Genomic DNA, 13,588 nt, shown 5'->3' with positions numbered 1-13,588 from the left:
AGCATTGCATGCTAGAATTGGCTGCTTATCTCATACTACATAAATGAAAAAAGGATCTGACCGATAGGTCAGATCCTTTTTTCATTGGCTGAAAGTTGCTTACGCTTCTAGCTCAGCATAGGCTTCTATTGGAGGGCAAGAGCAAATTAAGGTTCGGTCACCTTGTGACTCATTCACCCGCCCAACAGTAGGCCAAAATTTATTGTTACGCAAATAAGCTAATGGATACGCTGCTTGCTGACGACTGTAAGAGCGATCCCATGCATCATCAATCACTACTTGAGCCGTGTGCGGCGCATTTTTTAACACATTATTTTTGGTATCTACTTCTCCAGATTCTACCAAGGCAATCTCTGCGCGAATCGCAATCAAGGCATCGCAGAAACGATCTAATTCGGCTTTCGACTCCGATTCTGTCGGTTCAACCATTAGGGTGCCAGCTACCGGGAATGATACAGTAGGAGCGTGGAAACCATAATCCATCAATCGCTTTGCGATGTCGGCTACTTCGATTCCTACGTTTTTAAAGCTACGACAATCCAAAATCATCTCATGCGCACAACGGCCATTTGCGCCAGCGTACAAGACAGGATAATGGCCTTCTAAACGCGCTTTGATGTAGTTTGCGTTTAAGATCGCTGTTTTGGTGGCAGTCGTAAGACCTTCAGCGCCCATCATAGCAATATATGCGTGTGGAATTACTAAGATAGAAGTCGATCCATAAGGCGCAGCAGATACTGCCGTGATTCCTTCTTGACCAGAAACCGGTACGACGCTGTGATTTGGTAAGAATGGTACCAAATGCTCGGCTACGCCGATTGGTCCCATGCCTGGGCCGCCACCGCCATGTGGAATACAGAATGTTTTGTGCAAGTTTAAGTGACAAACATCCGCACCAATAAAGCCTGGACTGGTCAATCCAACTTGTGCATTCATATTCGCACCATCCATATATACTTGTCCACCATGTTCGTGAATGGTATTACAAATCTCAATGATCGGTTCTTCAAAGACGCCATGCGTAGACGGATAAGTCACCATCAAAGAATGTAGGTTTTCGCTATGTTCTTCTGCTCTGGCTTTTAAATCTGCTACATCAATATTACCGCGTTCATCGCATTTCACTACCACTACTTTCAAGCCTGCCATTGAAGCAGAAGCCGGATTGGTACCGTGTGCCGAAGCCGGAATTAAACAAATATTACGGTGTCCTTGCCCTTTGCTTTCTAAATATGCCTGGATAACCATCAAACCGGCATACTCACCTTGAGCTCCCGAATTTGGTTGGAAAGACATCTTGGCAAAACCGGTAATCTCGGCCAACCATTGGTTTAATTCATCCAACAATTGCATATAACCCGAAGTTTGATCGACTGGTGCAAATGGATGCAAACTGCCAAAACGTGCCCACGTTACTGGAATCATTTCCGAAGTTGCATTCAACTTCATGGTACATGATCCTAACGGAATCATCGAGTGGCACAAAGAAAGATCTTTGGCTTCCAATGATTTGATATAACGAAGCATCTCACTCTCGGAGTGGTAACTATTGAAAACTGGGTGTGTAAGATAGTCGGATTGGCGTACCAGATCAGCCGGGATTGCTTGTTCCAACTGTTCTGCAATCGCTTCAACATCTACATCATTCGCATTTTTGCCTTTTATTCTTGCAAATACTTTAACGATGGTTTTGATGTCTTCGAATGTTGTAGTTTCGTCGATAGAGATCCCCACAAATTGATCTTGGTAGAAGAAGTTGAGGCTATTGTCCAACGCTTCGCCTTTCAACGTGCCAGCTTGCTCACCAACTTCAAAACGCAGCGTATCAAAATAGTTCGTGTTAAGTTGCTTGTAACCTAAAGCTTGAATCGCTTGATCTGCCAAGCGGGTCAAATCGTGAATTCTCGAAGCAATATTTTTGATGCCTTGTGGTCCATGGTACACCGCGTAAAAAGAGGCCATTATCGCCAGCAAAGCTTGCGCTGTACAGATATTGGATGAGGCTTTGTCGCGACGGATGTGTTGCTCACGTGTTTGCAACGCCATACGAAGCGCATAATTACCAGAAGAATCCGAAGTTACGCCGATGATACGGCCAGGGATTGACCGTTTGTACGCATCTTTTGTCGCGAAGTAAGCTGCATGCGGACCGCCAAAACCCATCGGCACACCAAAACGTTGGCTGTTACCAACCACGACATCAGCGCCCCACTCGCCCGGAGGCGTCAATAGTGCCAGCGACATCAGATCTGCTGCTACTGCAGTAGTAATACTTTTTTCACTAGCTGCACTAACAAGCTCACGGTAATCAGATACTGAACCACTTGCTGCAGGATATTGTAAAAATATAGCAAACACATCGTCCGACAAATCATTAGCTGATAGGTCAGCCGTTTTGATTTCGACGCCGAAAGGTAGTGCTCGAGTGCGCAATACATCTAATGTTTGCGGAAAAATATCTGAACTGACTAAGAATGTACGTGCTTGTTTGTTCTTGCGCGCATTGAACAACATGAACATCGCTTCTGCAGCTGCGGTCGCTTCATCTAAAAGCGAAGCATTAACAATTTCTAATCCAGTCAAGTCCGAAACCATAGTCTGGAAGTTGAGCAACGCTTGCAAGCGACCTTGCGCAATCTCGGCTTGGTAAGGCGTATATTGGGTGTACCATCCTGGATTTTCAAACACATTGCGCTGAATAACTCCTGGAAGTACTACGTTATAATATCCTTGGCCAATATAGGATTTGAAAACCTTGTTTTTTTCGGCGATTTGATTCACACGCTCTAAGTAAGCTACCTCACTTAATGAAGAGGGCAATCGCATCTCTTTTCTCCGAATCGGAGCTGGTACGGTTTGCTCGATCAGTTCGTCTAGAGACGACACACCCAGAAAGTTTAACATATCGTCTACCTCGGTGGCCCGAGGACCGTTGTGACGATCTTCAAATTTTTCGCTGTAAAATATATTGCTCATTGTAGCCCTTAACTTTTTCATTTACATCGTTCTAGCTTCCTTTTCACTTCCCTATGACGTGATCCCGACTCATGAACCTTTTGACGGGGCAAAATTACGATTTTTATTGGCGAAAAAATAATGCTGTGTTCCTTTTATTCTCTTGATCAAATTGGGCCGTACACGCCGAGGCAAAAATGCTGTTTAACCATGTATTTTGTAACATAAATTGTGATCTACAAATAACAGAAATAGCTGATGAATGAAAATAAAAGATTAAATTTATATCTTCATGTGTTATAAAAATTAATCATGCTGAAGCTGTCAATAAAAAACGAAACCAATAAATTACGCTCCGTTATTCTGGGAAGAGCAGATTCCAATGGCCCCACACCGATGGAATCCGAGGCATATGATCCTAAATCGTTGGAACATATACGAGCAGGAACTTACCCAAAAGAAGTAGATATGGTGCAGGAGATCGACGCTTTTCAACGTGTGCTTAAGAAATACGATGTTGAAGTTTTGCGGCCTAAACGTGTAGAAAACATGAATCAGATCTTCACCAGAGATATTGGTTTTGTGGTAGACAATATTTTTGTAAAAGCGAATATATTGCCTGACCGGGCAGACGAATGGCAAGCGATTCAAGATATCGTTGCTCGAATTGATCCGAAAAACGTGATTGTCCCGCCAGAAGAAGTGCACATTGAAGGCGGAGATGTTCTAGTGTGGAACGATTATTTGCTGATCGGAACATACACCGGTACAGATTATAGCGACTACAATACGGCGCGGACTAATACGGCGGCAATTACCTTTATGCAAGATCTTTTCCCGAATAAAAAAGTGAAAGCCTTCGATCTGGTGAAATCAATGACCGATGCGCGCGCCAATGCCTTGCACTTAGATTGCTGTTTTCAACCTGTAGGCATAGATAAAGCCATTATTTATGAAGGTGGATTTCGGAATCCCGAAGAATATCAATTTTTGGTTGACTTATTTGGTTTAGAAAACCTTTTCCAGATCACGGCAGATGAGATGTACCAGATGTATTCTAATGTATTTTCTATCTCACCGGAGGTCGTGGTTTCCGAAATGCAATTCACACGGTTAAACCACTGGCTTCGAGCACAAGGATTGCACGTAGAAGAGATTCCATATCATGAAATTGGCAAACAGGAAGGTTTACTTCGTTGTTCAACATTACCACTTTATCGCGATTGAGCTATGAAACAAACTACCGATACGATCTTGATGGTACGACCATCACAGTTTCGCAAAAATGAAGATACCGCCGTCAATAATTATTTTCAAACAGCCGAAAGCACGCGTGATAATACGCAAGAATTAGCTTTGACGGAGTTCAATGCGATGATTCAGCGCTTAGAAAAGGCCGATGTACGTGTCATTATTGTGGAAGACGAAGGTAAATTGGATACACCGGACAGCATCTTCCCTAATAATATCGTCTCTTTTCACGGGAGCAAAGCTGTATTATACCCGATGTTTGCAAAAAATCGTAGGCTCGAACGCCAACTTAATGTACTCGGGGTGTTACAACATGAAGCATTGCCTTATGATCAGATTATCGATTATTCCATTTATGAAGATCAGCAGCAATATCTAGAAAGCACTGGCGTACTGATTTTGGACCGAATTAATCGTGTGGCCTATTGTTCGTTATCGCCTCGAGCACATCCCGCTTTGGTCGAGCGCTTTTGTGACGATCTTCACTATAATGCTGTAGTGTTTGAAGCATACCAACAGGTAGGTGACGAACGATTGCCGATCTATCATACAAACGTGATGATGGCAATAGGTACTGCATTTGCAGTCGTCTGTCTGGATTCGATCCGAGATTCGGCACGCCGTCAAGCAGTGCAGCATGCTTTAGAAGAAAGCGGTCGAGAGATCATTGAAATTAGTGAAGACCAGATGAACCATTTTTGTGGCAACATCTTGGAGTTGCGTACTAAAACAAATGCTGATCCACTTATCGTGATGAGCGAACAAGCATATAAGCATTTTAGCGATGCGCAAAAGGAACGGCTAACTGTGCATGGTGAGATTGTAAAAACACCTGTGTACACCATTGAGAAGTATGGTGGCGGCAGCGCACGTTGCATGATTGCCGAAATATTCCACACATAGAGCGAATCGGTTTTTTGCTTATTTTTGTGAGAAATAGAACCGCTCATGCAAATCGAACAACTCTACCAAATATATCAACAGTTTCCTCAGATCAGTACCGATACGCGGCAGATTAGTCAAGATTCCTTGTTTTTTGCTTTGAAGGGCGGAAACTTCAATGGTAACACATTTGCTAAACAGGCACTGGCAAGTGGCGCAAGATATGTGGTGATTGATGAGGTTGCGTACCAAGAAAACGATACGCAATATATTCTAGTAGAAGATGTGCTCACGACTTTGCAACGTTTAGCCAAACATCATCGTCAGTTACTTAACATCCCAGTGATCGGGATCACAGGTACCAATGGCAAAACTACGACAAAGGAGTTGATCTACTCGGTACTAAGCCAAAAGTATCAAACACTAGCGACAAAGGGCAATTTGAACAACCATATTGGCGTGCCTTTAACATTATTGAGTATAGGAAAGGAAACGGAAGTAGCAATTATCGAGATGGGAGCCAACCATGTGGGCGAAATCGATTTTTTATCCAGTTTGGCGCAACCAACAATGGGCCTAATTACGAATGTAGGAAAGGCGCATCTGGAAGGATTTGGCTCTTTCGAAGGGGTAAAAACCGCCAAAGGAGAGTTGTATACTTATCTGGCAGATCATCAAGGCACCTTATTTATTCAGGCGGACAACGCGCATTTGCTCGGCATGGCCAGTGGAAAGCAATTTGATCAGGTGATTAGATACGGTGCATCAGAAGAGTATGATGTGTCTGGCAAACTTTTAATGGCAGATCCTTATTTGCAGATCGAATGGAAAGTAAACCGGGGTACTTATCATACTGTTTCCACCCAACTAACGGGTTCTTACAATACGGAGAATATCTTAGCAGCGATTGCGATAGGACTTAGTTTAGGGCTTTCATCAGATCAAATTTGTGCAGGCGTAGAACAGTATACGCCACAAAACAACCGTTCGCAAGTCACAAAAACGGCCCGAAATACCGTGATTGCTGATTTCTATAATGCCAATGCGAGCAGTATGGCTGCCGCGCTTACTAATATGGAGATCGTAACTGCCTCGAAGAAGGTAATTATTTTAGGAGATATGTTTGAGATGGGGGCGGAGAGTGAAGCCGAACATCTTACAGTGATTCGCCAGGCAGAAAATATCCCAGTTCATTTAAGGGTGTTTGTGGGCAAAGCATTCTATGCTCAGCAAAATGGTCAGGATCACTTTTTCCCAACAACTGAAGAAGCGGCACAATTTCTACGTGAGCAACAGTTGTGCGAGTGCTTCATTCTATTGAAAGGTTCTAGGGGGATGGCTTTTGAAAAATTGATGGAGGAACTTTAGGTTCGTAGTCGTTGATTGTCGACTATTCTTCGGGTACGTGGAGATCTAATTCTTTCTCCTTGTTGATCAATGCAGCAATGCTGGTATCGTTCAAAATCTGAAGCATTGCATTTCGTACATCAGTAAATGTATCGCGAATACCGCACACCCGCTCTTCCATACACTCATCGCATGCGCGATAAAAGTTGAGACTGACGCAAGGAAGCAATGCAATTGGTCCGTCGATCAGGCGCATTACTTGTGATAAGTAGATGTCTTCCGGCGCCTTGTTCAGGCTATAGCCGCCACCAGCACCTTTTTTGGAGTACAACATGCCCGCATTGCGCATCTCAAGCAAGATTTGCTCTAAGAATTTTTTCGGAATACGTTCTTCCTCCGCAATCTTCACGATCTGCATTGGATCCTTGCCGTAGTTTCTTCCTAAAAGCATGAGTGCCTTAATAGCATATTTGGTTTTCTTCGATAGCATAGCAGCTCAGATAATCTAAAATTCAGAACAAAATTACGAAAAAATATCCGTTTGCATGACTTTCTGCTGTTATGCCTTCGGCAAATGATCTCGCAAGAACTGGCCCGTATATGATGTTTCACATGTTGCCAATTGCTCGGGAGTACCTGCAAAAACTAATTCGCCACCAAGTTGACCGCCTTCCGGGCCGATATCGATTACCCAATCGGCTGATTTTATCATGTCCATATTGTGCTCAATGACCAAGATGCTATTGCCTAAAGCAATCAGCGCATCAAACGATTTGAGCAGTTTGAGAATATCATGAAAGTGTAGACCAGTGGTTGGCTCGTCGAAGATAAATAAGGTTTTCTTGCTATTGTTGCCTTTGATCAGAAAAGATGCGAGCTTGATGCGCTGTGCCTCACCACCTGAAAGCGTACTGGAAGACTGTCCTAGTTTTACATAACCTAGGCCTACATCGTGCAGCGGCTGTAGTTTGGCGATCACTTTAGGTTGATCGGCAAAAAACGTTAATGCTTCATCCACGCTAAGTTCTAGCACCTCCGATACATCTTTCTCTTGATAACGAACATCCAAAACGTGCTGTTTGAAACGTTTACCGCCGCAAGCCTCGCAAGGTAGTACAATATCTGCCATGAACTGCATTTCGATCTTTACTTCGCCATCTCCTTGACACACATCACAACGCCCACCTTCTACGTTGAAGGAAAATGCTGCTGGTTTCAGACCACCAGCTTTGGCTGCTGGAAGACCAGCGTACAAAGCACGTACTTCATCCCAAGCTTTGACATACGTGACCGGATTGGAGCGCGAAGATCGGCCAATGGGATTTTGATCGACCATTTCTACTTGCTCGATGCGCTCGATGTCGCCTTCGATTCCATCGAATAAACCGGTCTGATCGCCAGTATAATTTCCTAAATTCTTTTGCAGAGCAGGATATAAGATGCGTTTCACCAAAGAGGTTTTACCCGATCCTGATACGCCCGTTACTACGGTAAAGACATGCAAAGGAAATTCTACATTAATGCCTTTCAAGTTATTCTCACGCGCGCCTAAAATGCGGATCGCATCATTCCATTTGCGACGTTCTGGAGGTACTGGAATCGCTGCACGGCCGCTAAGGTATTGTCCGGTCAGACTGTTCTTGTCGGCGATTATTTGCGCATAATTGCCGGCAAAAACCATTTCGCCGCCATTGATGCCAGCTTCCGGGCCAATGTCAATAAGGTAATCCGCGGCTTCCATCATCTCCTGCTCGTGCTCTACAACGATCACCGTGTTTCCCACATCGCGGAGTGATTTCAAAACACCGATAAGGCGTTGCGTATCTCGTGGGTGCAGACCGATACTGGGCTCATCAAGCACGTATATCGATCCTACTAGCGAACTGCCCAAAGATGTTGCTAAATTAATACGCTGAGATTCTCCGCCAGATAAGCTATTGCTCAATCGGTTCAATGTAAGATATCTCAAGCCTACATCGCACAAAAATTTGATGCGGTTGCTAATTTCTTCCAACAATCGTTTAGCGATTTTCTGTTCCGGATCAGAGAGTGAAAGCTGCTCGAAGAATACCAACGCTTCATCGATAGGTAGCAATACAATGTCGGTAATCGATTTGTCTGCGATCTTCACGTAGGTGGCATCTTTGCGGAGGCGTGATCCGTGACATTCTGGGCAATCTGTTTTTCCGCGGTAGCGAGAAAGCATGACCCGATATTGGATTTTATATGTTTGTTCTTCGAGTTCCTTAAAAAAATCATTTAATCCTCGAAAATACTTATTGCCAGTCCATAGTACTTCTTGTTGTGCTTTGGTGAGCTCATTGTAGGAGCGATGAATTGGAAAATCAAACTTTAGGGCCGATTTGATCAAGGCATCAAGCCACACGCCCATCTTTTCGCCACGCCAAGGAGCAATGGCACCATCGTATACCGATTTACTCTTATCCGGAACGACTAAGTCCGGATCAATCCCAATCACTTTTCCATAACCCTCACAACGCTTACAAGCACCGTAAGGATTATTAAAGCTAAAGAAGTTGGGCGATGGCTCTTCAAAGGTGATCCCATCTAGCTCGAATTTGTCCGAATACGTCTGGCGTGCGCCATCAATATCTAATGTGCAATTGCCTTTTCCCTCGAAGAAAGCCGTTTGTATCGAATCTGCCATGCGGTTTACCGTATCCTCATCACCATCCCAACGAATCCGATCGATCACGATCTCTACATCTTGCGAGCCAAAAGAAGCGTTGCGGATGCTGTTATCCTCCAATAGCGCTTCGATCTTATGCATCGCATCTTTATAGAAAACACGCACAAAGCCTTTTTGCAGTAATACGGATAATTCCTCCTTTAGCTTGCGGCCATTGAGTGGAATTAAAGGACAGAAAATAGTAAAAGTACTGTCTTCGGGGCGATTGGTAAGGTCGGCTACAATAGATGTTACCGAATCTTTCTTCACTTCGCGGCCAGATATTGGCGAAAATGTGCGGCCGACCCGTGCATACAACAATTTTAGGTAATCGTATATTTCGGTAGAAGTACCCACCGTGGATCTTGGATTGCTGGTAATGACTTTTTGCTCAATGGCGATCGCTGGCGCAATACCTTTGATGTAATCGACTTCAGGCTTGTTCATCCGACCCATAAACTGGCGAGCGTACGATGATAAGCTTTCCACATAACGTCTTTGTCCATCTGCGTACAACGTATCAAAAGCTAAGGAAGATTTACCAGAACCAGACATTCCAGTAATGACGACCAGCTTATTCTTAGGAATGTCGACATCAATATTTTTTAAGTTATTGACCCGAGCACCTTTTATTAATATGTGTGATTTCGCATCGTGCGCAGACTTCTTTTGCATAGATCGCAAAATTACGCAAAAACTAAGTAATATCCACTAGTTCGTCATCAGGGCTTTCGTCCTGATCGTCGGCCAATTTGGCCAGTAGCTGCTGTACTTCGTCCTCGGTACTAGTGAGTTTCGCTTTACATATCGCAATGAGTTGGGATGCACGATTGATATTTGCTGATAAGCTGTCAATATCAATATTTCCAGATTCCATATCTGCTACAATTTGTTGCAGCTCTGCGAAAGCATCTTCGTACGTGTATTCATTTTCCATGCTTGATGTCGTTTAAGGTACTGGTCAAATGTCCGTCCAGTATTTCTGTTTCTATGATGTCGCCAGCCTGTAAATCCGCGCTATTTCGTATGGCCTTGCCATTGACTCGCGTGATGCTAAAACCACGTTTAAGTAATCGCTTTGGATCGGATAGGTGGACGAGTTGAGCAAGGTGCTGTAAGGCCGTATGCTGTAATCGGATCGTGTTTCCGCTCGAGTGTTCCAACCTTTGAGTAAGACTCTTTAATAATTGATGATGTGCCTGCAAAGGCTGCTGACTCTGCCAGCTCAATGCCTGAGAAAGTTGTAGGAGCAACCGCTTTTCTTGCTCAAATTGCCATTTTCCGCTGTCTACAATACGCTGTAAAAGACCATCAAGAGGTATCGCAAATTCGTGAAAGCGCTGCAAAAGGAAGTCAGCGAGCTCGCTGGGTGTAATAGCATTTTTGTAAGAAACTAATTCCGAGACGGTTTCGTTGGTCGAATGACCAATCCCCGTGAGCACAGGTAAAGGAAAAATACAAATCGCTTTGGCTAACTGATAATTGTTGTAGCTCGAAAGCCCAACCTCACCACCACCACCACGGATAATTGCGACAGCATCATATGATGCTGCGTGCTCAGCGATATTGGCCAACTGGGCAATAATCGATGGAATGGATTTGTCGCCCTGCAATAGTGCTGGGAACAAGGTCATTTCCAGCTTATATCCCCACGGATTATGCGAAATAATTTTATTAAAATCGGATAAACCTTTACTCGTTTCTACCGAAATGATGGCTAACCGCTTGGGCAATCTCGCTAATCTCAATTGCTTGTTTAGCTGAAAGACTCCCTCAGCCTGAAGGCGTTGTACACTTTCTTTCTTCTCCCTTTCTAATTCGCCCAGCACAAAGGCAGGATCTATATCTACTATACGCAAACTGAAGCCGTATAACGGGTCGTAAGAGATACCTGCTTGAAATAAAATCGTAATTCCATCACGTAGCGGCTCTTGCAATAATTCCAAAAACTGCTGATTGATCCGAGAATAATCAGATTTCCACAAGATCGAACGCATTTCCGCTACGATTTTCCCCTCTTTTTTCTCAACTAATTCTGGGTAGCAATGTCCGGAATGGGAATAATGGTTGAGCTTATTCATTTCCGCTTTGATCCAATACAAACTTTGATAACGCTCACCAATAGTTTTCTGGATACTGCGAGAAACCTCGAATAGGGAAAAAACAGTTTTATGATCGATTAACTCTGGCATTTAACCAAAAATAAATAAAAGTGATCTCAAATGCAATGGAACAAAATCTGGACATTATTCTTACCTTGTTTATAGTGTTAACAAATATACGCACTATGAAAGGGACCAATAAAACTCTTACACGATATAGGCTTTTATTCATCATAGCATCACCCATAGTATGGATGCTTTTTTACGATGCACATGTGTATGCTGCCGAACCTCCAGTTATTAATCGCACCGAGCTATTAGCGGATAGCAAAAATTTTTTGCCAGTAGGAGATCTTTCCAAGCAATCTTTGGTGATCATTACTCCTTCCACAACAAAATACGAAGCTTTTATTCGACAAGCCGCGCGATATGCGCCGCTAGCCGCCTTTTCGTTTGCAGCTCTCGGATCTGTAGTAACGCAGTCGCAGGTCATTCTAGTCGTTGCAGAGCGCAGTGAATTGCGCAGTGATATCCTTTCGAGATTGCGTACTTATGCGGCCAAAGGGCAAACTATTGTGTTCTGCGAAATAGGAGGGAATAGCTACAGCCTGCCAGCTGGATTATCGGCTGATATTATCCACCTGCGCAACCCCACGAAAACGAAATCGGCTCAGCGCGCACTCGCCATGTCGGTGTTTGGTGGTTTGCCGATCACATCTGGGAAAATCAAACGTAGCCAAACGCGTCTGCAATATGATGATGGTCAATTAAAATCTTGGGGACTCGATGTGGCGAAAATGACCCAAAAGATTGATGCGATTGCCGATGAAGCGATGAAAGAACATGCGACGCCTGGCATGGTGGTGATGATTGTCAAAAACGGTGCAGTGCTGCTCGAAAAAGCCTATGGCTTTCATACGTATGATAATATGCAACGTACCAAGTCAAATGATATTTTTGATCTGGCTTCCGTTTCCAAAATCGCTGCAACTACACCATTAATAATGCACTTGTACGAAACTAAAAAAGTGCAGTTGGATAGTACGTTGGGGTTTTATCTGCCAGCAGCACGCCGGAGCAATAAAGCAAAAACCAGCTTACGAACGGTGCTGTTGCATGAAGGTGGCTTTGAACCTTACATTCCTTTTTATCGCGATCTTAAACCCGGTGATGTGCAACGGCAAAGCTCGGCTACCCATCAGGTGCAATTGGCCGATCATGCTTTTCTTCGCAACGAATATTATGAGCAAATCATGTGGCCAAAAATGTTGGCTTCGCCAATCAAAGATGCAGGGAAATATGTCTATTCAGACATTAGTATGTATGCCATGAAAGAAGTGGCTGAAAAGGTGACGCAGGAAGGCATAGAACCGTACTTGCAAAAATGGCTTTACAGCCGCATAGGTATGCAAACTACGGGATACAATCCGCGTAAGCGTTTTCCGAAAGATCGATTGATTCCAACCGAAAATGACACCATTTTTCGAAATGAACTATTGCAAGGATATGTGCACGATCAAGGTGCCGCAATGGCCAACGGCGTGGCTGGCCATGCTGGTTTGTTTGCTTCGGCCAACGATTTGGCTATTTATGGGCAAATGTTATTAAATCGAGGAACTTATGGCGGAGTGCGCTATTTTCAGTCTGCCACGGTCGACTTATTTACCTCACGGCAATCCTTAACCAGTCGCCGTGGATTAGGATTTGATCGCTATGATATGGATACCAGCAAGGCGTATCCTTCGCGACTGTCGAACGAATCAGTTTATGGGCATACAGGCTTTACGGGCACTTGCGTGTGGATCGATCCGAAGCATCAATTGGTATACATCTTTTTGTCCAACCGTGTATATCCAGATGTATCCAACAAATTGTATGATCTCAACATTCGGAGCCGCATACAAGATGCGATTTACGAGACAATTAATGAAGCTAAATAAAATCGTCTTCGTCGTAGAATTCGATTAAGCTTTGCATATACACATCGTTCCAGCCATCTACAATTTCATCATATGCCTCGTCCGGGATATTGGCGTGTTGTAATTCAAAGGAAGTACCTTTCTTGTGCGGGTGCAATTTGATCGTGACGACCGATTGCTCAGCTTGCTCACCAAAATACCATTCTTGTACGATCTTCTGCGAAGGGATCAATTCTAGAAATCGCCCCGTAATCGCGCCGTCCCACATAGAAAATTCACCGTTTGGTCGTGCATCAATCGAAACGATATCTCCCGTCCACAATCGGATCGTGGTTTCTGTGATGAGCGCGAGATAGACTTCTTCAGGCGTAGCCGCCAAGGTGTAGTATTTCTTGAAATGCTTCATGTATCAAAGATAGGGCAATATTTATGATTTGTGTTTT

Annotated in this window: 10 protein-coding genes; 4 read left to right on the top strand and 6 right to left on the bottom strand. The window is 43.9% G+C overall.

What is annotated here, in order from left to right:
• Positions 1-99: 99 nt before the first annotated feature.
• Entirely contained in the window at positions 100-2,976 is a 2,877-nt protein-coding gene (gcvP, locus tag A0125_RS11490; RefSeq protein WP_066756556.1) for an aminomethyl-transferring glycine dehydrogenase, read from the bottom strand.
• Positions 2,977-3,267: 291 nt separating this feature from the next.
• Between gcvP and A0125_RS11485 the strand changes: the two genes are divergently transcribed.
• From A0125_RS11485 to A0125_RS11475, 3 genes are read left to right on the top strand one after another with little or no spacing between them, the layout of a single operon-like run.
• Positions 3,268-4,182, top strand: coding sequence for a dimethylarginine dimethylaminohydrolase family protein (locus A0125_RS11485; protein ID WP_066756150.1), 915 nt, complete (start codon positions 3,268-3,270; stop codon positions 4,180-4,182).
• A 3-nt stretch (positions 4,183-4,185) separates the two neighbouring features.
• On the top strand, positions 4,186-5,109 hold the full coding sequence (ctlX, locus tag A0125_RS11480; RefSeq protein WP_066756148.1) for a citrulline utilization hydrolase CtlX: 924 nt from the start codon (positions 4,186-4,188) through the stop codon (positions 5,107-5,109).
• 45 nt (positions 5,110-5,154) lie between these two features.
• Positions 5,155-6,456 carry a UDP-N-acetylmuramoyl-tripeptide--D-alanyl-D-alanine ligase gene (locus A0125_RS11475; RefSeq protein WP_066756146.1) on the top strand — a complete coding sequence of 434 codons (1,302 nt, stop codon included), beginning with the start codon at positions 5,155-5,157 and terminating at the stop codon, positions 6,454-6,456.
• Positions 6,457-6,478: 22 nt separating this feature from the next.
• Here the strand turns inward: A0125_RS11475 and A0125_RS11470 are convergent, their stop codons facing one another.
• The 4 genes from A0125_RS11470 to xseA all read right to left on the bottom strand — a co-directional run bounded on the left by A0125_RS11470 (position 6,479) and on the right by xseA (position 11,316).
• Positions 6,479-6,925, bottom strand: coding sequence for an RrF2 family transcriptional regulator (locus A0125_RS11470; protein WP_066756144.1), 447 nt, complete (start codon positions 6,923-6,925; stop codon positions 6,479-6,481).
• A 69-nt stretch (positions 6,926-6,994) separates the two neighbouring features.
• A complete protein-coding gene (gene uvrA / locus A0125_RS11465; RefSeq protein ID WP_066756142.1) occupies positions 6,995-9,799 on the bottom strand; it encodes an excinuclease ABC subunit UvrA in 2,805 nt (934 codons plus the stop codon).
• A 22-nt stretch (positions 9,800-9,821) separates the two neighbouring features.
• The gene (gene xseB / locus A0125_RS11460) at positions 9,822-10,061 is read right to left on the bottom strand and encodes an exodeoxyribonuclease VII small subunit (RefSeq protein WP_066756139.1); all 240 of its coding nucleotides are present in this window, start codon (positions 10,059-10,061) and stop codon (positions 9,822-9,824) included.
• Positions 10,051-11,316: an exodeoxyribonuclease VII large subunit gene (gene xseA / locus A0125_RS11455; RefSeq protein ID WP_066756136.1), complete on the bottom strand. Its 1,266-nt coding sequence runs from the start codon at positions 11,314-11,316 to the stop codon at positions 10,051-10,053. Before xseA ends, xseB begins: the two co-directional genes overlap by 11 nt.
• A gap of 164 nt (positions 11,317-11,480) precedes the next feature.
• Here xseA and A0125_RS11450 point away from each other — a divergent pair, with 164 nt between their 5' ends.
• A complete protein-coding gene (locus A0125_RS11450) occupies positions 11,481-13,166 on the top strand; it encodes a serine hydrolase domain-containing protein (protein ID WP_066756133.1) in 1,686 nt (561 codons plus the stop codon).
• Here the strand turns inward: A0125_RS11450 and A0125_RS11445 are convergent.
• Positions 13,159-13,551, bottom strand: a complete 393-nt coding sequence (locus A0125_RS11445; RefSeq protein WP_066756131.1) for an SRPBCC domain-containing protein — start codon at positions 13,549-13,551, stop codon at positions 13,159-13,161. The two genes, A0125_RS11450 and A0125_RS11445, sit on opposite strands and share 8 nt — an antisense overlap.
• Positions 13,552-13,588 lie beyond the last annotated feature (37 nt).

The sequence above is a fragment of the Sphingobacterium populi genome (genome assembly GCF_001586775.1).
Classification (GTDB): Bacteria; Bacteroidota; Bacteroidia; order Sphingobacteriales; family Sphingobacteriaceae; genus Sphingobacterium; species Sphingobacterium populi.
The sequence above is the reverse complement of the archived record's forward strand: the minus strand, read 5'-3'. Positions and strand labels throughout refer to the sequence as shown.